The 20,095-nt window shown below is 61.6% G+C and carries 20 protein-coding genes; 13 read left to right on the top strand and 7 right to left on the bottom strand.

Annotation, left to right across the window (positions count from 1 at the left end):
- The first annotated feature begins 174 nt into the window (after window positions 1-174).
- From PF1751_RS04795 to PF1751_RS04780, 4 genes are all read left to right on the top strand, one after another.
- Window positions 175-1,707, top strand: coding sequence for an MBOAT family O-acyltransferase (locus tag PF1751_RS04795; RefSeq protein WP_010212981.1), 1,533 nt, complete (start codon window positions 175-177; stop codon window positions 1,705-1,707).
- An 11-nt stretch (window positions 1,708-1,718) separates the two neighbouring features.
- Entirely contained in the window at window positions 1,719-2,903 is a 1,185-nt protein-coding gene (locus PF1751_RS04790) for an alginate O-acetyltransferase (RefSeq protein ID WP_010212982.1), read from the top strand.
- Between the two features lie 16 nt (window positions 2,904-2,919).
- Window positions 2,920-3,576, top strand: a complete 657-nt coding sequence (locus PF1751_RS04785) for an alginate O-acetyltransferase AlgF (protein ID WP_044286663.1) — start codon at window positions 2,920-2,922, stop codon at window positions 3,574-3,576.
- 173 nt (window positions 3,577-3,749) lie between these two features.
- The gene (locus PF1751_RS04780; protein ID WP_010212986.1) at window positions 3,750-5,201 is read left to right on the top strand and encodes a mannose-1-phosphate guanylyltransferase/mannose-6-phosphate isomerase; all 1,452 of its coding nucleotides are present in this window, start codon (window positions 3,750-3,752) and stop codon (window positions 5,199-5,201) included.
- A gap of 90 nt (window positions 5,202-5,291) precedes the next feature.
- On the opposite strand, the gene PF1751_RS04775 is transcribed toward PF1751_RS04780, so the two are convergent.
- Window positions 5,292-5,621, bottom strand: a complete 330-nt coding sequence (locus PF1751_RS04775; protein WP_010212989.1) for a hypothetical protein — start codon at window positions 5,619-5,621, stop codon at window positions 5,292-5,294.
- A gap of 329 nt (window positions 5,622-5,950) precedes the next feature.
- On the opposite strand from PF1751_RS04775, the gene PF1751_RS04770 reads away from it, so the two are divergent.
- Together PF1751_RS04770 and PF1751_RS04765 are read left to right on the top strand one after the other, a co-directional pair.
- Entirely contained in the window at window positions 5,951-6,415 is a 465-nt protein-coding gene (locus tag PF1751_RS04770) for a hypothetical protein (RefSeq protein WP_010212990.1), read from the top strand.
- Window positions 6,416-6,429: 14 nt separating this feature from the next.
- Window positions 6,430-7,242, top strand: a complete 813-nt coding sequence (locus tag PF1751_RS04765; protein WP_044286662.1) for an SDR family oxidoreductase — start codon at window positions 6,430-6,432, stop codon at window positions 7,240-7,242.
- On the opposite strand, the gene PF1751_RS04760 is transcribed toward PF1751_RS04765, so the two are convergent.
- A complete protein-coding gene (locus PF1751_RS04760; RefSeq protein WP_044286661.1) occupies window positions 7,239-8,096 on the bottom strand; it encodes a LysR family transcriptional regulator in 858 nt (285 codons plus the stop codon). The two genes, PF1751_RS04765 and PF1751_RS04760, sit on opposite strands and share 4 nt — an antisense overlap.
- Before the next feature lie 111 nt (window positions 8,097-8,207).
- Between PF1751_RS04760 and PF1751_RS04755 the strand changes: the two genes are divergently transcribed.
- On the top strand, window positions 8,208-9,392 hold the full coding sequence (locus PF1751_RS04755; protein ID WP_021491859.1) for an MFS transporter: 1,185 nt from the start codon (window positions 8,208-8,210) through the stop codon (window positions 9,390-9,392).
- A complete protein-coding gene (locus PF1751_RS04750; RefSeq protein WP_021491860.1) occupies window positions 9,389-9,790 on the top strand; it encodes a hypothetical protein in 402 nt (133 codons plus the stop codon). Before PF1751_RS04755 ends, PF1751_RS04750 begins: the two co-directional genes overlap by 4 nt.
- A gap of 7 nt (window positions 9,791-9,797) precedes the next feature.
- On the opposite strand, the gene PF1751_RS04745 is transcribed toward PF1751_RS04750, so the two are convergent.
- The 4 genes from PF1751_RS04745 to PF1751_RS04730 are packed head-to-tail and all read right to left on the bottom strand — an operon-like array spanning window position 9,798 to window position 14,567.
- Entirely contained in the window at window positions 9,798-10,658 is an 861-nt protein-coding gene (locus tag PF1751_RS04745; protein WP_021491861.1) for an efflux RND transporter periplasmic adaptor subunit, read from the bottom strand.
- Between the two features lie 10 nt (window positions 10,659-10,668).
- The gene (locus PF1751_RS04740) at window positions 10,669-10,869 is read right to left on the bottom strand and encodes a DUF1656 domain-containing protein (protein ID WP_010213002.1); all 201 of its coding nucleotides are present in this window, start codon (window positions 10,867-10,869) and stop codon (window positions 10,669-10,671) included.
- Window positions 10,859-13,045 (bottom strand): FUSC family protein, encoded by a 2,187-nt coding sequence (locus PF1751_RS04735; protein WP_044286660.1) that lies wholly within the window; start codon window positions 13,043-13,045, stop codon window positions 10,859-10,861. The genes PF1751_RS04740 and PF1751_RS04735 overlap by 11 nt, the downstream gene beginning before the upstream one ends.
- Window positions 13,046-13,055: 10 nt before the next feature.
- Complete coding sequence (locus PF1751_RS04730; RefSeq protein WP_044286659.1) at window positions 13,056-14,567, bottom strand: efflux transporter outer membrane subunit; 1,512 nt, start codon at window positions 14,565-14,567, stop codon at window positions 13,056-13,058.
- 180 nt (window positions 14,568-14,747) lie between these two features.
- Between PF1751_RS04730 and PF1751_RS04725 the strand changes: the two genes are divergently transcribed.
- From PF1751_RS04725 to PF1751_RS04705, 5 genes are all read left to right on the top strand, one after another.
- Window positions 14,748-15,716, top strand: a complete 969-nt coding sequence (locus PF1751_RS04725; RefSeq protein WP_010213008.1) for a LysR family transcriptional regulator — start codon at window positions 14,748-14,750, stop codon at window positions 15,714-15,716.
- 124 nt (window positions 15,717-15,840) lie between these two features.
- The gene (locus PF1751_RS04720) at window positions 15,841-16,815 is read left to right on the top strand and encodes a 2-hydroxyacid dehydrogenase (RefSeq protein ID WP_042571676.1); all 975 of its coding nucleotides are present in this window, start codon (window positions 15,841-15,843) and stop codon (window positions 16,813-16,815) included.
- A gap of 123 nt (window positions 16,816-16,938) precedes the next feature.
- Window positions 16,939-17,841, top strand: coding sequence for a chemotaxis protein CheV (locus PF1751_RS04715; protein WP_016974976.1), 903 nt, complete (start codon window positions 16,939-16,941; stop codon window positions 17,839-17,841).
- Window positions 17,838-18,320, top strand: coding sequence for a GNAT family N-acetyltransferase (locus tag PF1751_RS04710; protein ID WP_021491863.1), 483 nt, complete (start codon window positions 17,838-17,840; stop codon window positions 18,318-18,320). Before PF1751_RS04715 ends, PF1751_RS04710 begins: the two co-directional genes overlap by 4 nt.
- A 107-nt stretch (window positions 18,321-18,427) precedes the next feature.
- Window positions 18,428-19,171 carry a YkgJ family cysteine cluster protein gene (locus PF1751_RS04705; RefSeq protein WP_044286658.1) on the top strand — a complete coding sequence of 248 codons (744 nt, stop codon included), beginning with the start codon at window positions 18,428-18,430 and terminating at the stop codon, window positions 19,169-19,171.
- Between the two features lie 43 nt (window positions 19,172-19,214).
- Here the strand turns inward: PF1751_RS04705 and PF1751_RS04700 are convergent, their stop codons facing one another.
- Complete coding sequence (locus PF1751_RS04700; RefSeq protein WP_042571675.1) at window positions 19,215-19,985, bottom strand: transporter substrate-binding domain-containing protein; 771 nt, start codon at window positions 19,983-19,985, stop codon at window positions 19,215-19,217.
- Between the last annotated feature and the right edge of the window lie 110 nt (window positions 19,986-20,095).

Raw genomic sequence — 20,095 nt, 5'->3', positions numbered from 1 at the left:
TGCGGTGTGTCAATCGACACATCTGTTACTGAACCACCGCATTCGCGAGCAAGCCCGCTCCCACGGTTAACCCGGTTTCGACAGTGAGAATGCAATACAGCCCTCCCCCGAAATCGTGGGGGGGTTTGGGGGGGCTCTGGCCCTTGACTGTTGGTTAAACATGGAGAGATCGGGATGGTTTTCTCGTCCAATGTGTTCCTGTTTCTGTTCTTGCCGATCTTTCTCGGCTTGTACTACTTGAGCGGGCAACGCTATCGCAACCTGCTGCTGCTACTGGCCAGCTACGTGTTCTACGCCTGGTGGCGAGTGGACTTCCTGGCGCTGTTCGCCGCCGTGACGCTGTGGAATTACTGGATCGGCCTCAAGGTCGGTGCGGCAGGCGTGCGCACCAAGCCGGCCCAGCGCTGGCTGCTGCTGGGCGTGGTGGTCGACCTGTGCATCCTCGGCTACTTCAAGTACGCCAACTTTGGCGTCGACAGCATCAACGTGATGATGAAGTCGGCCGGCCTGGAGCCGTTCATTCTCACCCACGTGCTGCTGCCGATCGGGATCTCGTTCTACATCTTCGAGTCCATCAGCTACATCATCGACGTGTATCGCGGTGATACCCCTGCAACCCGCAACCTGATCGACTTTGCGGCGTTCGTGGCGATCTTCCCGCACCTGATTGCCGGCCCGGTGTTGCGTTTCCGCGACCTGGCCGATCAGTTCAACAACCGCACCCACACCCTCGACAAGTTCTCCGAGGGCTGCACGCGGTTCATGCAGGGTTTCATCAAGAAGGTCTTCATCGCCGACACCCTGGCGGTGGTGGCCGACCATTGCTTCGCCCTGCAAAATCCGACGACGGGCGATGCCTGGCTCGGCGCGCTGGCCTATACCGCGCAGTTGTACTTCGACTTCTCCGGCTACAGCGACATGGCCATCGGCCTGGGCTTGATGATGGGCTTCCGTTTCATGGAGAACTTCAAGCAGCCGTACATCAGCCAGTCGATCACCGAGTTCTGGCGGCGCTGGCACATCAGCTTGTCCACCTGGCTGCGTGACTACCTGTACATCACCCTGGGCGGCAACCGTAAAGGCACGCTGACCACCTACCGCAACCTGTTCCTGACCATGCTGCTCGGCGGCCTGTGGCACGGTGCGAACATCACCTACATCGTGTGGGGTGCGTGGCACGGCATGTGGCTGGCGATTGAAAAAGCCATCGGCCTCAACACTTCGCCGCGCAGCTTCAACCCGGTGCGTTGGGCCTTCACCTTCCTGCTGGTGGTGATGGGCTGGGTGATCTTCCGCGCCGAGAACCTGCACGTCGCCGGCCGTATGTACGGTGCGATGTTCAGCTTTGGCGAGTGGTCGCTGTCGGAACTCAACCGCGCCAACCTCACCGGCCTGCAAGTGGCAACCCTGGTGGTGGCGTATGCAACCCTGGCGTTCTTCGGCCTGCGCGACTTCTACACCAATCGTCCTGCCGAGAAGACCAAACCGGCCGACCCTAGCCTGATCAAGGCTGTGCCGGGCGACAACCCAGGCAGCATCCACGAACCCGGTTTCACCGTGGGCAAAGATGCCGCCGTGCAACCGGCCTACTGGACCGCTGACTGGCCACGCTACGCGATGCGCGCTGCGGTGCTGCTGCTGTTCGTGGCGTCGATTCTCAAACTGTCGGCGCAGAGTTTCTCGCCGTTCCTTTACTTCCAATTTTGAGGGAGCCGACCATGACCCGTTCATTACGCGTCCTCTATATCGGCCTGTTCCTGGTGCTGCTGCTGGCCCTGGGCGCCTGGTCGCTGCGCAGTTTCTTCGGCTTCAGCACCAATGCCGACGCCACCGTGCTCAACGGTCGCTGGACCAAAGCCGTCGAGACCCACTACGACGACGAGTTCCCGATCAAGCGCATCGGCACCAACCTGTGGGCGGCGCTGGACTACAAGCTGTTCAATGAAGGCCGTCCCGGTGTGGTGCTGGGCCGCGATCACTGGCTGTACAGCGACGAGGAATTCAACCCCGCCGTCAACGAAGACCAGAACCTTGAAGGCAACTACGCGCTGGTCGAAGGCGTGCGCCAGAAACTCAAGGCCCAGGGCATTCAACTGGTGATGGCGATCGTGCCAGCCAAGGTGCGCCTTTACCCGGAACATTTGGGTGAAGTGAAACCGGCCAGCATCCACGCCAACCTGTACCAGGACTTCCACGCCCGTGTCGCGGCCGACAAGATCATCGCCCCGGACCTGCTCGGCCCATTGCAACAGGCCAAGCTCGGCGGCAAGCAAGTGTTCCTGCGCACCGACACCCACTGGACACCGGACGGTGCCGAAATCGCTGCCAAGCAGTTGGCCAAGACCATCGCCGACAAGACCCCGCTCCACGGCGAGCCGCAGCGTTTTATCACCGAAGCCGAGAAGACCGAGCCGCATAAAGGCGACCTGCGTCTGTTCCTGCCCCTGGACCCGCTGTTCGAAAACCTGATGCCGCCGAAAGAACCGCTGGAAAAACGCGTCACGCACCTGGCCGAAACCCAAGGTGACGATGCCCTGTTCAGCGACAGCGAAACCCCGGTGGCATTGGTGGGCACCAGCTACAGCGCCAACCCCAACTGGAACTTCGTCGGCGCCCTCAAGCAAGCCCTGGGCAGCGACGTGGTCAGCTACGCCGAAGACGGCCACGGCCCGATCCTGCCGATGCTCAGCTACCTCAAAAGCGATGACTTCAAGAACAGCCCGCCCCAGGTACTGATCTGGGAGTTTCCTGAACGTTATCTGCCCGTGAACAACGAAATCGGTGATGCCGACCCATCCTGGGTTGCGCAGCTTAAACAAGCCGGTTCGCGCCAACAGAACATGGCACTGAACACCCCAGTTAAAAACCAAAAATCCGAGACGCCCGACCGGGCGCAAAACTGAAAGAGAGGTAACTCACATGACTTTCACTACAACTCCTCGTCGTCTCGCTAAAACCCTGGCTATCGCAGCCGGCCTGAGCTTCGTATCGATGTCCGCCTTCGCCGGTGGCGACGCCGCCCTCTACGGCCCTACCGCGCCAAAAGGTTCGAGCTTCGTGCGGATCTACAACGCCAGCAATCAGGAAGTCAGCGCCACTGTCGGCGCCACCAACCTGAGCGATGTCGCACCACTGGCCAGCAGTGATTTCAGCTTCATGCCCGGCGGTGACTACAGCGCCAAGGTCGGCAGCCAGACCGTGCCGGTCAAACTCGCCGCCGACCACTATTACACCCTGGTCAACAGCGGCAGCGGCAAGCCACAGCTGATCGAGGAGCCACCGTTCAAGAACAAGCAGAAGTCCCTGGTGCGCGTGCAGAACCTCAGCGACAAGGCCCTGACCTTGAAGACCGCTGACGGCAAGACCGACGTGGTCAAGGCAGTCGCTGCCAAAGGCCGTGGCGAGCGCGAAATCAACCCGGTGAAGGTCAGCCTGGCGCTGTATGACGGCGACAAAAAAGTCGGCGACGTGAAGCCGGTGGCCCTGGAACGCGGTGAAGCGGCGGTGCTGTACGTCACCGGTTCCGGTTCGAGCCTGTCGCCAGTGTGGGTGAAACGCCCGGTGTCGACCCGCTGATTATTTCCCTGAGGGAGCCGGGCTTGCCCGCGATGCAGACGACTCGGTTTGTCAGATGCACCGAGCTGATGCCTTCGCGAGCAAGCCCGCTCCCACAGAGACCGAGACAAAAACAAGAGTGAAACGACAAACCTTCGTAGCTCTGACCCAAATCGATTCAAGGAGAAACACCCATGATTCCAGTCATCCTTTCCGGTGGTAGCGGCTCACGTCTTTGGCCGCTTTCGCGTAAACAGTTCCCTAAACAATTCCTGGCCCTGACCGGCGAGCACACGCTGTTCCAGCAAACCCTGGAGCGCCTGGTGTTTGAAGGCATGGACTCCCCAATCGTGGTCTGCAACAAGGACCACCGCTTCATCGTCAACGAGCAACTGGCCGCGCGTAAGCTCGAAAGCCAGCGCATCCTGATGGAACCGTTCGGCCGCAACACCGCGCCGGCCGTGGCCCTCACCGCGATGATGCTGGTCAATGAAGGCCGCGACGAGCTGATGCTGGTGTTGCCCGCCGACCACGTGATCGACGACCAGAAAGCCCTGCAGCGTGCGCTGGCCCTGGCCACCGTGGCCGCCGAGCGTGGCGAGATGGTGCTGTTCGGCGTGCCGGCCACCCGTCCGGAAACCGGTTATGGCTACATCAAGTCCACCAACGATTCGCTGCTGCCCGAAGGCGTGAGCCGCGTCGAGCAGTTCGTGGAAAAACCCAATGAAAAACGCGCCATGGAGTTCGTCAAGAGCGGCGGTTACTTCTGGAACAGCGGTATGTTCCTGTTCCGCGCCAGCCGCTTCCTCGAAGAGCTGAAAAAGCACGACCCGGACATCTACGACACCTGCCTGCTGACCCTTGAACGCAGCGAACAGACCGCCGACACGGTGTCCTTCGACGAAGCCACCTTCGCCTGCTGCCCGGACAACTCCATCGACTACGCCGTGATGGAAAAAACCCAGCGCGCCTGCGTGGTGCCGCTGAGCGCCGGTTGGAGCGACGTGGGTTGCTGGGCCTCGCTGTGGGCCGTCAACGACAAAGACGTCCACGGCAACGTCAGCAAAGGCGACGTGGTGATCCAGGACAGCCGCAACTGCATGATCCACGGCAACGGTAAACTGGTGTCGGTGATCGGCCTGGACAACATCGTGGTGGTGGAAACCAAGGACGCGATGATGATTGCCCACAAGGACAAGGTCCAGGGCGTCAAACAGATGGTCTCGACCCTCAACGACCAGGGCCGCAGCGAAACCCAGAACCACTGCGAAGTCTATCGCCCGTGGGGCTCCTACGACTCGGTGGACATGGGGGGGCGTTTCCAGGTCAAGCACATCTCGGTCAAGCCGGGCGCGTGCCTGTCGCTGCAGATGCACCACCACCGCGCCGAACACTGGATCGTGGTCAGCGGCACCGCTGAAGTCACCTGTGACGAGAACGTGTTCCTGCTCACCGAGAACCAGTCCACCTACATCCCGATCGCCTCGGTGCATCGCCTGCGCAACCCGGGCAAGATCCCGTTGGAGATCATCGAAGTGCAATCGGGCAGCTATTTGGGCGAAGACGACATCGAGCGCTTTGAAGATATCTACGGTCGCTCGACGCCGGTTGAACGTGGCGTGTCGGTGAAAACTATCGCGCAGTAAAACAGTCGTAAAAGAAGCCCCCGTCCAGTCGACTGCGTCCCCTATCCGCAGCCGGTTGGGCGGGGGCTTTTTTATTGCACCGCCAGCCCGTTACGACGCCGGCCTGCTCCCCCAATTCGACGGGGAGTAGGCGTTGTAGTTACCCGTGTTGTTCGTGGTGCTGTCCGCGCTGTCGTATCGGCTCTTGCCAAATTCCTGAGCAGCCCTGCCGCCATATACCAAACCGGCGCCAACGGCTTTGCTCAACAGACCACCACTCATGCCAAACCTTTTCCCAAGACCTTCTGCGGCAGCCCCACCCACCATCAGTCCAGCGCCCTTCGCCTTTTCTTCGGGGCCGCCACGTAACGCTGTGGGGAAAAGCGTCGCAGCCCCTTGCAGCAGCGTTTGCCCCAGGTTGGTCAATTGTTGGCTTTGCATGCGGGGCTGCGCTTGAGTGTCATGCTTTACGTTCGCTTGATTCGATGTTGCAGCGCTGCTCGGCGCTGGCGCAGATTGAGGCGTGAGAAGAGAGGAAGCCACTGACGACAGTGCGGACGTGGCAGCAGGTATAAGCACGGCTGAAACAATCATAGTTCGTCTCACTTGATCAGACTGGGGTTGATACCCTCCTGGGCAATCTGCATGTCCCTATGCTGGATTTGTGGAGAAAAGGCATTGTGCGGTTCCCTCATGAAAACAGAGACTCGCCATAGGCATCCAGGCCATCGCGCAGGTAGGATGGTTCATCCGCATACGAGACTGTCCTCATGTTCTTCGGCGTCCTACTGATCATCACCTGGTTGATCCTGCTGCTGCGCTACCCGGCCAAAGCCTTGCCGGTATCGTTGGCCGCCGCCGTTGGCCTGGGTTTCGTGGCCATCTGGGTCGTCTGGCTGGATAACCGCGAAGCCTCCCAACTGGCACGCCTGGAACTGCGCATCAGCTATGCTCCCCAGGAATGCCCTGCGGACCGTCCGCTGAAACTGACCCTCAACAATGGCAACGATGTGCCCCTCACTGAGCTGCGTTGGCGCGTCGCCGCCTATGCACCGGGCGACTCGGTCAACCTGGCCGACAACGTCTATGCCGCCCCACGCTATCGCGGCCCTGGCGAACTGCAAGCCGGCGGCACCTGGGACGATTGCTTGCCAACCCCACCTTTACGCCCCGGCTACCGCCCGCAAACCCTGGAGTTCCGTGCCGAGCACCTGCAAGGCAGTTTCTCGGACTGATGAAGGATCGATCCATGCCCAACGTACTGATCACCGGTTGCTCCAGCGGCATCGGCCGTGCCCTGGCTGACGCTTTCAAGGCCACAGGCTACCGCGTGTGGGCCAGCGCCCGCCGTGCGGAAGACGTCGCCGGTTTGTCGGCCGCAGGCTTTAACGCGGTGCAATTGGACGTCAACGACAGCACCGCCCTGCAACGGCTGGCCGAACAACTGGGCGAATTGGATGTGCTGGTTAACAACGCTGGATACGGCGCCATGGGCCCATTGCTCGACGGCGGCACCGAGGCGATGCAACGCCAATTCGAGACCAATGTGTTTTCCATCGTCGGCGTCACCCAGGCGCTGTTTCCGGCCCTGCGGCGCAGCAAGGGAGTGGTGGTGAACATCGGCAGTGTTTCCGGTGTGCTGGTGACCCCGTTTGCCGGCGCCTACTGCGCGTCCAAAGCGGCCGTGCATGCCTTGAGCGACGCACTGCGCATGGAACTGGGACCGTTTGGCGTGCGGGTCATGGAAGTGCAACCCGGCGCGATCAACACGAGTTTTGCGAAAAACGCCGGCGCCCAGGCCGAACTGTTGATCAATGAACAGTCGCCGTGGTGGCCGCTGCGCGATGGCATCCGGGCGCGCAGCCAGGCGTCCCAGGACAAGCCGACGCCGGCCAACGTGTTCGCGGCGGATGTATTGAAGGCCGTGCAACAACCACAACCGCCTCGCCTGCTGCGCTCGGGCAATGGCAGTCGCGCGTTACCGTTGATGGCAGCGTTGTTGCCCAAGGGGTTGCTGGAGAAGGTGTTGAAGAAGCGCTTCGGGCTGGCCGGTTCGCTCTAACCCTTCATGAAATCAATAAACGCCCGCACCTTCAGGGGCAAATGCCGAGTGTCCGGATACATCGCGTAGACCCCTTGCGGGGCAAAACGATGGTCCGCCAGCAAGCGCACCAGCCTCCCGGCCTCCAGATCATCCTTCACCAGCCATTGCGGCAACACTGCCACGCCATGTCCACGCACAGCGAAGGCCTGGAGCACGGCTGCGCTGTCGGCGACCAGTGACGCGTGGCCGGGGCGATAGAGATGTTCGCCGCCTTGGGGATCGGTCACGCGCAACTCCGTCAATCGGCCATGTCCCAGCTTGGGCAACTGTTCCAATTCATCCAGTGTACTCACCCCGCCCAACGATGGCGCCGCCACGGCAAACACGTCGAACGACGACAACTGCACCGCACGGTGATTGGAATCCAGCAGGCGTCCCAGCCGAATCGCCACGTCAAAACGCTCGGAGATCAGGTCTGCATGGGTCGAGGAGGTGGATAAGTGGATGTTCAGGTCTGGATGCAGGCGGCGGAAGGCTTCGACAGCCGGGGCAACCACGGCCAATGCGTATTCCACAGTGGTGGTAATGCGCAGCGTGCCTTTGAGTTGGGCATGCTCCGAACGCGCCTCTTCCACCGCCAACCGTGCTTCTTCGAGCATGCGTGTGCAGCGCACGTAGAAACGCTCGCCGGCATCGGTGAGCGCCAGTTGCCGGGTGTTACGGGTCAGCAGGGTGACGCCCAGCTCCGCTTCCAGGCGCTTGAGGTTGAAGCTGACCACGGCGCGGGTCTGGCCCAACAAGTCGGCGGCAGCGGTAAGCGAGCCGGCCTCGACCACGGCCTTGAAAGTGTCGAATCGGTCCAGGCTGACCATCGGCGGCGCCCTCCTTTGTCAAAATATTTTTGACAAACTAACAGGCAAACCGACGTTTCCCAAACAGCATGCGCGGCCTACCCTGCCCGCTTCATTCGCAGGATCGCGCTCATGACCTACCGCTCGAAAGTCGCCTGGATCTTTTTGCTGGGCTTTGCCCTGGACCTGGTGAACATGTTTGTCGCCACAGTCGCCTACCCGGATATTGCCCGCGAACTGCAGGCTTCGGTCACTCAACTGGCATGGATCAGCAACGCCTACCTGCTCGGCCTGACGGTGATCATTCCACTGAGTGTGTGGCTGGCGGCGCTGATGGGCGAAAGAGCCTTGATCGCCGCCAGCCTGCTGTTGTTCGCCGGCGCTTCGGTGATGGTGGGCCAGGCGAGTTCGATTGAAACGCTGATCGGCTGGCGCGCCCTACAGGGGCTGGGCGGCGGCTTGCTGATTCCGGTGGGACAGGCCATGGCTTACCGGCATTTCCCTGCGGCTGAGCGCAGCCAATTGACGGCGCGCGTGATGTCGGTAGCACTGCTGGTGCCGGCGCTGTCCCCGGCGTTGGGCGGGTTGATTGTCGACAGCCTGTCGTGGCGCTGGATCTTCTACGCCAACTTGCCCCTGGCGTTGATTACCTTGCTGCTAACCCTGCTGTGGATAACGCCCGATGTGACGGCCAAGCTTCGTCCGAAGCTGGACGTGGGCAGTATTTTCCAACAAGTGCGCAGCCCGATGTTGCGCACCGCCATGCTGATCTACCTGTGCATCCCCGGCGTATTCATCGGCACCAGCCTTATCGCCATCCTCTACTTGCGCGGACTCGGCTATGACGCGACACAAACCGGTGCGCTGATGTTGCCCTGGGCCCTGGCGTCGGCGCTGGCGATTTTCCTCAGCAAACAACTGTTCAACCGCTGTGGCCCTAAGCCGTTGTTGCTGGCGGGCATGGCGCTGCAATGCGTCGGCATATTGTTGCTCAACGCGCCAGCCCTGATCATCCCTGCCTACCTCTTGATGGGGTTGGGTGGCAGCCTGTGCAGCAGCACCGCGCAGACCCTGGCCTTTGTGGATATCCCCGCCGAACGCATGGGCCACGCCAGCGCCCTGTGGAACATCAATCGCCAAGTGAGCTTCTGCCTGGGCGCGGCAGCGCTGAGTGCATTGTTGTCGGCCTTGGATTCTTTCGCCATAACCTTCACGATGGCGGCAGCCTTGACCCTGCTGCCTCTTTTTGCGGTGCTGCGCCTGGATGCATCCAGAGTACGCTCACTGCTTCACCCTGCCAGCGAGCCTCACCGATGATTGATTACAGCGACTTTTTCGAAGAAGTGATCCAGACCCACGTCGAGATCGAGCAATGGTTTGCCGGGGTTGCGCCTGAGGGCACCTTGCAGACCTTGCTCGCTCGCTTCTCACCGGAATTCAGCATGGTTGCCCCGGCGACCGGCACACGGGTCAATGCCGCCGGGGTCAACGCCCTGTTCACGCGTTTGGGCGGCATGCGTCCAGGGTTGAAGATCACCTTGAGCGAAATGACCGGCATCGATCGGCATGCACGTGGCGCCACGGTGACCTATCGCGAACATCAGATCGACGACAGCGGCACCCGCACGGATCGCCGCGCCACGGTAGTGTTCGAAAAGCAGGCCAGTGGTGCGCTGCTGTGGCGCCATTTGCATGAAACGTTTATTAAGGCTTAGCGCCGGTTCAGTTTTGTGTCTGGTCCACAATCACGGTACAGGTGATGCCCGCCGCTAACAACACCCCTTCCGGCACCTCATCAATGTGAATCCGCACCGGCACCCGCTGGGCCAGCCGCACCCAGTTGAAGGTCGGGTTCACGTCGGCGATCAGCTCGCGGCTTTCGGGGTTGTCGCGGTCGTAGATACCACGTGAGATGCTTTCCACGTGGCCCTTCAGGGTCTCGCCGCTCATCAACTGCATATCGGCTTTGTCACCGACCTTGACGTGGGGCAGCTTGGTTTCTTCAAAGAAGCCGTAGACCCAGAACGAGTTCATATCCACCACGGCCATCTTGGCTTCGCCGATACGCGCATAGTCACCGCGATGCACATTCAGGTTGGTGACATAACCATCAACAGCCGCCACCACTTGCGTGCGCTTCAAATTGAGTTCGGCCGCTTCCAGTTGCGCCAGCGCGTGTTGGTAATCGGCCAGCGCTGAGTCGGCGATGTTGCTGGCGTCGTCGCGGTTTTCCTTGGAGATCACCAGGGCGTCCAAATCGGCGCGCCGATGAGCGTTGACCTTGCGCATTTCCCAAGTGGCTTTGCGCGAAGCCACCAGCGATTGCGCCTGCTTGACGGCAATGCGGTAGTGCTCGGGATCGATCTGCATCAGCAAGTCGCCCTTCTTCACCAACTGGTTGTCACGCACCGGCACGTCGACCACCTCACCGGTGACGTCGGCCGCGACGTTGATGATATCGGCGCGCACACGGCCGTCTCGGGTCCATGGGGTTTCCATGTAGTGCACCCACAGCGTACGGCCAATCCAGATCGCCAAAGCCAATACCAGCAAGGTCGCGAGCAGGCTGAAAAACTTTTTCATCGGGGGATTCTCAACGGTAGACGGTCAGCGCCAGGGCGCCGAACAGGCAAACAAACAGGCTCAGGCGCAGCAACGCCGGGTGCCAGAAAAAACGGTACAGGTCAAACCCGGCCAAACAGCGATCAAGCGCCCAGGCCAGCACAGCTGCGATCAGGAACATCAGGGTCATGGTCGGCATATACACGCCGTGGAAGGCGATTTCACGAGGCATGCGTGGCTCCTTGCGTGGCACCCTTAAGAGCGGCCAACGGCGATTGCGGGTCCAAAAGCGAGGTGCGGATAAAATGCAGGTAGCTTTTCACCCGGCGCAGGGCCGAGGTGTCGAAGTGCGGGGCGAAGGGTTCGTCGGTGGCCTGCACACGACTGATCGCATGGTCGACGGCGATCAGGCCACGCTCCAGGTTGCTCGCGCTGGGTTGCAGGAACAGCCGCACCAGCGAGCGGCCCATCACGCGGATGGCTTGGCGCCACGGCTGGGATTCGGCGTACGCCGGGTGCACCGGCAGCATCGCCTGTTCCTTGCGCAGTTCGATAATCGCGTGGCCAACCTCCAGCACCACGAACATCCAGCGCAGCAGGTCGCGCTGCACTTGCGGCTGGCCAACAGCAAGACCATAGGCCTGGTGCAGCAAATCACGGGTGCGGCTTTCAAAGCTCGACGCCAGCCCCTTGAGTTTGCCGCTGATCGCGTACACCACCTGCTCGCGCAGGTCCTGTTCGAGGCGGCGCCACAACCAGCGGCTGTTGGGCGGCAGAATGATCGCGCCCGCCGCCGCGCACACCAGCATGCCGAGGATCATGGCGATGTAGTCGTTGATAAAGGTGTAAGGGTTGTAGACCGTCAGGTTGTCCGGCACCGAGCCGGTGCTGAAAAAGATCAGCAGCCCTACGCCAACACCCGCGTATTGCGGGCGCGAAGCGAGGAACGCGCCAAAGATGATCACCGGAGCAAGCATCACGCACAGCAGCGGAAAGCCGTCGATCCAGGGGAACACGAAAAACATTTCGATAAAGCCCACCAGGGCCCCGATCAACGTTCCGCAAGCCATCTGGAACGCCATGCGTTTCGGGTTCGGCGTGGCGGCGGACAAGCCCACGGTGGCGGCGGCGATCAGGGTCATGGTCGCGCCGCTGGGCCAGGCGGTGGCCACCCAATAACTGCCCAGTACCATCAGGATGAATGACGCGCGAATCCCCGAGGCAGCGCAGGCCAGCCAGTTGGTCTTGGGGATAAAGGTTTCGTCCCATTGCTCGCGCTCATGGCTATGTTCCGCCAGGGAAGCGTGGGTTTGCGCGTAGTTGTGCAGGTCATCGACAAACCGGTAAAGCAGCTCGTAGGCGGTGTGGAAATCCAGCTGCTCGGCTTCGCTTGGGTGCTCTTCCTGAAAAGCCGCGCGCAGGCTGCGAACCTTGGCGGGCAGGCCGTCCTTATAGGCACTGAGTTGGTTGACCAGGCGCGCTGCATCGGGGCTGGTCAGCGCACGTCCGGAGAAACCATCGAGCAGTTCGGCAAGGTCTTGCACGCCGGGTCTGGCGGCGACAACAGGGGCCGCTTCATCCGCGCGCAACCGCTCCAGCAACTGATGCAAAGCATTGAAGCGCGTGGTGATGCTCATGAATTCGCTGTTGAGGCGACTGAGCCGGCCGTTGCGCCGACGCATGTGCGGGTCTTCAAACACCGTGACGCTGCGCAGTCCTTCAAGGCCCACCGCTTCAGCGATAAAACGCACGTTGCTGGCCTCGAAACCTTCACGTCGGCTGCGTCCGCGCAGGCCATCGGTGACGAACAGCGCGAATACGCCGAAGCGCTGGTACAAGGCGTTGCGCATGGCGGCGCTGCTGGTTTGCGGCAGAATCGCGGCGCTGACCAGCGTGGAGCACAGAATCCCCAGGGAAATTTCCAGCACCCGCCACACCGCCGCCATGAACGCGCCGTCCGGATGGGCCAGGGCCGGCAGGCCAACCATCGCCGCCGTATAACCGGCAAGCACAAACCCATAGGCGCGGAAGTTACGGTTGCGCGTCGCGCCGGCGGTGCAAATGCCCACCCAAATCGCCAGCGCGCCGAGGAATAACTCGGTGTTCTGCGCAAACAGGGCAATCAACAACACCATCACCGCCGACCCCGCCAGGGTGCCGAGGAAGCGATAAAAGCTCTTGGCGAACACCTGGCCGCTTTGGGGTTGCATCACGATAAACACGGTGATCATCGCCGTGCGCGGTTGCGGCAGTTCCAGGCGCATGGCCAGCCACAGCGTCAGGAACGCGGCGAGCAACACCTTGAAGATATACACCCAGGTCACGCCATCGCTGCGTGCCCAGTCGAAAAAGCCACGGCGCCATTCAAGGGAATGCAGCCAGCGCAGCGGTGCAGGCAAGGGAGTCATCGAATCCTACTCAGTGATCAAACACGGCCAGCGCCGCCGGGGTCTTGCTCGGGAGGGTCTTGGCATCTTGCGGTGCGTCGTCGCCGGCGCCGAGGCCGCCGCCCAGGGCCGTCACCAGTTCGGCGTGGGCGCTCAGGCGAGCGGCCTGCACCTGTTGCTCGATCTGTTGCTGATGAAACAGCAAGGTCTGCGCATTCAGCACATTCAGGTAATCGGTGAGGCCACGTTGATAGGCGATCATCGCGATGTCGTAGGTCTTCTGAGCCGAGGCCACCGACTGCGCGGCGAAGGTGGCTTGCTTATCCATGGATTCGCGGCGGATCAATTGGTCGCTGATACCCTTGAGGGCATTGACCAGGGTCTGGTTGTACTGGGCGACAGCGATGTCATAGCCCGCGCTGGCTTCGCCCAGTTCCGCACGCAGGCGGCCGCCGTCGAAGATCGGCAAGGTGATCGCAGGTCCCACGTTGTAGTTGAATTTCTTGCCCGCCAGGAATTCCAGCATGCCGCCACCGGTGGCCATGTAACCGAGGCTGCCGACCAGGTCGACATTGGGGTAGAAACCGGCGTGGGCCACATCGATGCCACGGGCCTGGGCCGCAACTTGCCAGCGGCGGGCAACCACGTCCGGGCGCTGGCCGAGCAATTGCGCGGGCAGGCTCGACGGCAATTTCAACGGCGCGGCCAGGGACAGGCTCGGGCGCTGCAACTGCGCGCCCTCCCCGGGTCCTTTGCCCGCCAGGGCTGCCAACTGGTTACGGCTCAGGGCGATCTCTTCGTCCAACGCATCCAGTTGGCGATGGGTTTCCGGCAACGGGGTTTCGGCCTGGCTGACATCGAAGTGGGTGCCGATCCCGGCGTTCAGGCGTGTGTTGGCCAGGTCGAGAATCTGTTGCTGTTGTGCCAGGGTCGCCGCGACGATATCGCGGTTGGCGTAATGCAACGACAACTGGATATAGGCGCGCACCACGTTGTTCTGCAATTCGAGCTGGGCCTGGCGCGCTTCGGCAGCGCTCATGTGCGCCAGGTCGACGGCACGCTCGGTGGCATTGCTTTCGCGGCCCCACAGGTCGAGGGCGTAACTCAGGCCCAGGCTGGCATTGTTGTCCCAGGTGTTGGCACCGCTCAGCTCGCCGGGACCATAGAACTGATCCTTGGGCCAATTGTGGCGCTTGAGGGTGGTGTCGCTATTGATCTGCAGCGATTCGGCCGACTCGGCGACCCCGGCCATGGCCCGCGCCTCGCGCACTCGCGCGGCAGCCATGGCCATGCTTGGGCTGTGCTGAGTGGCCAGGTCGACCCAACGGTTCAATTGCGGGTCGCCGTAGGCCTGCCACCATTGCCCGGTGGGCCAGTGGGCGTCTTGTGCAGCGTTTTGGATGGCGTCGTCGGTGGCCAGGGTATTGGCGTTGAGGGACTGGCCTTGTGGGGCAATTCCTCCGGTTCCGATGCAGCCGCTGATTGCTAACGATAAGGCCCAAACACTGAGAGTCTTCAGCTCTCTGCTGATGCGACGCGGCACGGCAAGCGACTTCCTGAGGTGATGCGGGGGTAGGTGGCGCAATTCTAGGGGGCGATAGGGAGGACGATAAGCTGGCATTCCTGTGAATCTTTGTTACCGTTCAGGCGATAATCCGTTGGTAGGGATCACTGGACGGCGCAACTTTCTGTCACAATTTGTTATCTCCCCTGAGAACACTCCATGGACACTTTGCAAAATATGCGCGCCTTCAGTTGCGTGGCCGAAGCCGGCAGCTTCACCGCCGCCGCCGTGCAACTGGATACCACCACCGCCAACGTGTCGCGCGCGGTCTCCAACCTTGAGGCCCATCTGCAAACCCGCTTGCTCAACCGTACCACCCGACGCATCGCGCTGACCGAGGCCGGTAAACGCTATCTGCTGCGCTGCGAGCAGATCCTGGCCTACGTCGAGGAAGCCGAGGCCGAAGCCAGCGACGCCCACGCGCGCCCGGCCGGGCAGCTGAAAGTGCACACCATGACCGGTATCGGCCAGCATTTCGTCATCGATGCAATTGCCCGTTACCGCCGCACCCACCCGGACGTCACCTTCGACCTGACCCTGGCCAACCGCGTGCCGGACTTGCTCGATGAGGGCTACGACGTGTCCATCGTGCTGGCCAGCGAGCTGCCGGACTCGGGCTTCGTGTCCCAGCGTCTGGGCATCACCTACAGCATCGCGTGCGCCTCGCCGGATTACGTCAAGGCCAAAGGTTGCGCGCAGCGCCCACAGGACTTGCTCAACCACGCCTGCCTGCGCCTGGTCAGCCCGGTGATCCAACTGGACAAGTGGACTTTCAACGGCCCCGAAGGCCAGGAAAGCGTGGCGATCAATACGTCGCCGTTCCTGGTGAACTCGGCCGACGCGATGAAAACCGCGATCACCAGCGGCATGGGCGTCGGCCTGTTGCCGGTGTACGCAGCCATCGAAGGCCTGCGCAACGGCACCCTGGTGCGGGTAATGCCCAACTACCGTTCCCAGGAGTTGAACCTGTACGCCATCTACCCATCGCGCCAATACCTGGATGCGAAGATCAAAACCTGGGTGGAATACCTGCGTGGCTCGCTGCCGGAGATTCTGGCGGCGCATCAGGCGGAGTTGGTGGCGTATGAATTGAGCGGCAGCCTCAGCGGCGCTCGGTTGGCGAACTGAGGGCTATCAAACAACAGCTCCCGCGTTTTGGACTGTGCCCACTTTGGTTCAGGGTGCCCTGACAATTGTCGGCAGGAATGTTAGCGTGCTTGGCATTCTTCCGTAGTCGATGAGCCCGCCTGCAATGAAAAAGACTGTCCTCGCCTTCAGCCGCGTCACCCCGGAAATGATCGAACGCCTGCAACAGGATTTCGAAGTGATCGCGCCCAACCCCAAGCTGGGCGACATCAGCGCTCAATTCAATGAAGCCCTGCCCCACGCCCACGGCCTGATCGGCGTGGGCCGCAAGCTGGGGCGCGAGCAGTTACAGGGCGCGAGCAAGCTGGAAGTGGTGTCCAGTGTGTCGGTGGGCTACGACAACTACGATGTGGCGTACTTCAACGAACGCGGGATCATGCTCACCAACACCCCCGATGTGCTCACCGAAAGCACCGCCGACCTGGCCTTTGCCCTGCTCATGAGCAGCGCCCGCCGGGTGGCCGAACTGGACGCCTGGACCAAGGCCGGCCAGTGGAAAGCCAGCGTCGGCGCGCCGTTGTTCGGTTGCGACGTGCATGGCAAGACCCTGGGCATCGTCGGCATGGGCAACATCGGCGCAGCCGTGGCCCGGCGTGGGCGCCTGGGGTTCAACATGCCGATCCTGTACAGCGGCAACAGCCGCAAGCCGGCACTGGAGCAGGAACTGGGCGCGCAGTTTCGCAGCCTGGATGAGCTGCTGGCCGAAGCGGATTTCGTGTGCCTGGTGGTGCCGTTGAGCGACAAGACCCGTCATCTGATCAGCACCCGCGAACTGGGTTTGATGAAATCCAGCGCGATCCTGATCAACATCTCCCGCGGCCCGGTGGTAGACGAGCCGGCGCTGATCGAAGCCCTGCAAAACCAGACCATCCGCGGTGCCGGGCTGGATGTGTACGAGCAGGAGCCGCTGGCCGAGTCGCCGCTGTTCCAACTGAGCAATGCCGTGACTCTGCCGCACATCGGCTCGGCCACCCACGAAACCCGTGAAGCCATGGCCAACCGTGCTCTGGACAACCTGCGCAGTGCTCTGCTGGGCCAACGCCCGCAGGACCTGGTCAATCCGCAAGTGTGGAAGGGCTGAAATAGGCCGTGTGTGGGAGCCCGCTCCCACACACCCGTCCCGATACAAAATCCGGTTAAAGCCTGGCCTCCCCAAGTCGATAACCCTCTATAGATCGTCATCCCTGATCCACAGAAGGTTTTTATGTCTACCACCAAAGCCCGCGCAGACTCACTTTCGCTTCTGCTCTTTACCTTGCGCAGCGGCAAGCTGATGGCGATCAACCTGCTGAAAGTCAGTGAAATCATTCCTTGCCCGCCGCTGACCAAGCTGCCGGAGTCCCACCCTCACGTCAAAGGCATCGCCACCCTGCGTGGCAACTCGCTGGCGGTGATCGACCTGAGCCGCGCTCTGGGCGAAATGCCCTTGGCTGACCCGGACGGCGGCTGCCTGATCGTCACCGACGTGAGCCGCTCCAAGCAGGGCCTGCATGTACAGGCGGTGAGCAAGATCGTGCATTGCCTGACCACCGACATCCGCCCGCCGCCCTATGGCTCCGGCGGTAACCGTGCGTTCATTACCGGGGTGACTCAAGTGGAAGGCGGTCTGGTGCAGGTACTGGATATCGAGAAAGTCATCCACGGCATCGCGCCGGCACCGATCGAAGCAGCGCCAACCGACCTGACCATGGAAGAAGCTGAAGTACTGGGCAACGCACGCATCCTGGTGGTGGACGACAGTCAGGTCGCCCTGCAGCAATCGGTGCACACCCTGCGCAACCTTGGCCTCACCTGCCACACCGCACGCAGCGCCAAGGAAGCCATCGATGTGCTGCTGGAGCTGCAAGGCACGGTCGAGCAGATCAATGTGGTGGTGTCGGATATCGAGATGTCGGAAATGGACGGCTACGCCTTGACTCGCACCCTGCGCGAAACCCCGGACTTCCAGCACCTCTACGTGCTGCTGCACACGTCCCTGGACAGCGCGATGAACAGCGAAAAAGCCCGGCTGGCCGGCGCCGACGCGGTGCTCACCAAATTCTCCTCGCCGGAACTGACTAAGTGCCTGGTAGTGGCCGCTCAAACGGTGGCACAAAAAGGCCTGTGAGCGACTATTTCCAACTGCTGCGTCGTGACCTCACCGACAGCCTGCCCGCCCCTCAGTGGCCGCCGGGTACGCGACTGGATCACTACCGCGACGACTTGGCTCCAGCGATTCATGCCGTGCTGTGCCTGACCCAGGATCAAGGCGGCGGTCGCGTTCCCAACCTGGACACCTGGCGGCACCAGTTCACCACTGACGCCGAGTTCGATCCCACCCTGTGCCTGGTGGTCAGCAACGATGAAGGCATTCTCGGTGTGGCCCAGTGCTGGACCAGCGCCTTTATCAAGAACCTCTCTATTCACCCCTGCGCCCAAGGCCAAGGGCTGGGGCGAGCCTTGTTGCTGCACAGCTTCCAGACGTTCAAGCAACGCGGCGAACCCTACGTGGACCTCAAGGTGCTGGAGAGCAATGTGCGTGCCCGCCAGCTGTATGAAAGCGCGGGCATGAAATTTGTCCTGCGCGACGTAGTACCTCAGGACTAACACACACTGGCGTGTAACTTGCTTCCAGAGAGCGAATTGGTGAACAGAGGTAAAAACCCGTCACCGTTCTTGCGTGCCCTCTGACCTAACCTGGTGACAGATCCGCCATGAATACTCAATTTTCCTGCGTCGGCTGCGGCAAATGCTGCTCCGACCATCACGTGCCCCTGACCCTGGAAGAGGCCCGGATGTGGGCGGCGGACGGCGGTAACGTCATTGTTCTGGTGGAAGGTTTCCTGGGCAATGGACTGGGCCTGCCCCAGCTGCAACGCGAACATGCCGAGCGCCGTTCGGTGGTGGTGCCCAGCGGCAACACCGAGGCGTTTGTGGCAATCACCTTTGCGGCCTACAACGCGGGGCGCTGCCGGAATCTTGACGAAAACAACCTGTGCCGTATCTATGCGCGCCGCCCGTTGGTGTGTCGCATCTATCCGATGGAAATCAACCCGCATATCCCGCTGAACCCCGCTGCCAAGGAATGTCCGCCGGAATCCTGGGAACAGGGGCCGGCGCTGATCGTCGGCGGTGAGCTGATGGACCAGGCGCTGGCTGAACTGATCCGTCGTTCGCGCCAGGCCGACCGCGACGATGTGCAGACCAAAGAGGCGGTGTGCGCATTACTGGGCATTCGCACCACGGCGCTCAAGGGCGATGGATATACCGCTTACCTGCCGGACATGGGGGCATTTGCCCAGGCGATCGAGTTGGCGATAAGTCAGCCGTCGGTGGCCAATGAGTGGGTGTTCCATGTGTCCGGACTGGACATCGCCGAGCAGGTGCTGGATGCCGGGGCGCAGATTGCGACCGAGGTGCCGGCCAACTACGCGTTTATCCCGTTACGCGCGGCTTAGTGCAAAACGCTCTCGCCCACTGACGCTACAACTGACTATGCCATCACGGCGCGTCCAGGCGATAAGGTGCAAGGATTCGCTGATATTCGCCGTTGTGCATAAGCTGTTCGAGGGCACGGTTAAGCTCAGTGCGCAGCCCCGTATCGGTGCTACGCAGCGCGATCGCCACACCGTCGCCCAGCAGTTCAGTAGACACGGCGGGGCCCAGAAAGTCGTAGTCCTGGCCGGCGGCAGTGTCGAGCAGCGCGTTGCGAATTTCCACGGTGCCCTGCAGGGTCGCGTCTATTTCACCCGCCAGCAGGCTGCGAACCAGTTCGTCGTTGAGCCAGAAGCTCCTGATGATCACGCCTTTTGGCCCCCATTGGGACCGGGCAAACGCTTCGCGGTTACTCCCCAGCAATACCCCGACCCGCTTGCCCTTGAGCGACGTTGGCGTTGGCAAAAGGCCTGAGGTTCGCAGCGCCACCAACCGTGTGGTGAAGGGGTAGAGGTTGTCGGTGAAACTCACCCGGCGCCGGCGCTGGGGGGTGGAGGCAATACCCATGATTGCATCGAATTGCCGGGCTTCAAGGCCTTCGAAGTTTTCGACCAGCACCTGGTCGACCCAGGTACAGCGCACATTCAATTGCTGGCAGAGCGCGTTACCCAACTCGATATTCAGACCGATCAACTGTCCTTGCGGGTTGCGACTCTGGAAAGGGGAAAACTGTGCGACGACAGCAAAGCGGATTTCGCGCCGTGGTTGATCAATGCCTGCAACGGCATCCACCGCGAGCGACAGGGCAAGCATTACACACAGGTGTATCAGGGCCACAGGAAACGTCCTTTTCCGGAAAGAGCACGCTGCGCTCCACCCCACTAAAAACCCAGGGAAGCGCAAAGGCTGTGCAGCTTTCAAGAAACAGTCGCCGGCCTACAATCAGA

Source organism: Pseudomonas simiae (assembly GCF_000934565.1).
GTDB classification, from domain to species: Bacteria; Pseudomonadota; Gammaproteobacteria; order Pseudomonadales; family Pseudomonadaceae; genus Aquipseudomonas; species Aquipseudomonas simiae.
The sequence above is the reverse complement of the archived record's forward strand: the minus strand, read 5'-3'. Positions and strand labels throughout refer to the sequence as shown.

Bases quoted from the DNA above. Each gene is read 5' to 3' on its own strand.
- PF1751_RS04740 (WP_010213002.1), bottom strand. From the start codon at position 10,869: ATGCCTCGTGAAATCGCCTTCCACGGCGTGTATATGCCGACCATGACC.
- PF1751_RS04750 (WP_021491860.1), top strand. From the start codon at position 9,389: ATGATTGATTACAGCGACTTTTTCGAAGAAGTGATCCAGACCCACGTC.
- PF1751_RS04705 (WP_044286658.1), top strand. From the start codon at position 18,428: ATGAATACTCAATTTTCCTGCGTCGGCTGCGGCAAATGCTGCTCCGAC.
- PF1751_RS04745 (WP_021491861.1), bottom strand. From the start codon at position 10,658: ATGAAAAAGTTTTTCAGCCTGCTCGCGACCTTGCTGGTATTGGCTTTG.
- PF1751_RS04775 (WP_010212989.1), bottom strand. From the start codon at position 5,621: ATGCAAAGCCAACAATTGACCAACCTGGGGCAAACGCTGCTGCAAGGG.
- PF1751_RS04720 (WP_042571676.1), top strand. From the start codon at position 15,841: ATGAAAAAGACTGTCCTCGCCTTCAGCCGCGTCACCCCGGAAATGATC.
- PF1751_RS04735 (WP_044286660.1), bottom strand. From the start codon at position 13,045: ATGACTCCCTTGCCTGCACCGCTGCGCTGGCTGCATTCCCTTGAATGG.
- PF1751_RS04755 (WP_021491859.1), top strand. From the start codon at position 8,208: ATGACCTACCGCTCGAAAGTCGCCTGGATCTTTTTGCTGGGCTTTGCC.
- PF1751_RS04725 (WP_010213008.1), top strand. From the start codon at position 14,748: ATGGACACTTTGCAAAATATGCGCGCCTTCAGTTGCGTGGCCGAAGCC.
- PF1751_RS04765 (WP_044286662.1), top strand. From the start codon at position 6,430: ATGCCCAACGTACTGATCACCGGTTGCTCCAGCGGCATCGGCCGTGCC.
- PF1751_RS04780 (WP_010212986.1), top strand. From the start codon at position 3,750: ATGATTCCAGTCATCCTTTCCGGTGGTAGCGGCTCACGTCTTTGGCCG.
- PF1751_RS04785 (WP_044286663.1), top strand. From the start codon at position 2,920: ATGACTTTCACTACAACTCCTCGTCGTCTCGCTAAAACCCTGGCTATC.
- PF1751_RS04770 (WP_010212990.1), top strand. From the start codon at position 5,951: ATGTTCTTCGGCGTCCTACTGATCATCACCTGGTTGATCCTGCTGCTG.
- PF1751_RS04760 (WP_044286661.1), bottom strand. From the start codon at position 8,096: ATGGTCAGCCTGGACCGATTCGACACTTTCAAGGCCGTGGTCGAGGCC.
- PF1751_RS04790 (WP_010212982.1), top strand. From the start codon at position 1,719: ATGACCCGTTCATTACGCGTCCTCTATATCGGCCTGTTCCTGGTGCTG.
- PF1751_RS04795 (WP_010212981.1), top strand. From the start codon at position 175: ATGGTTTTCTCGTCCAATGTGTTCCTGTTTCTGTTCTTGCCGATCTTT.
- PF1751_RS04715 (WP_016974976.1), top strand. From the start codon at position 16,939: ATGTCTACCACCAAAGCCCGCGCAGACTCACTTTCGCTTCTGCTCTTT.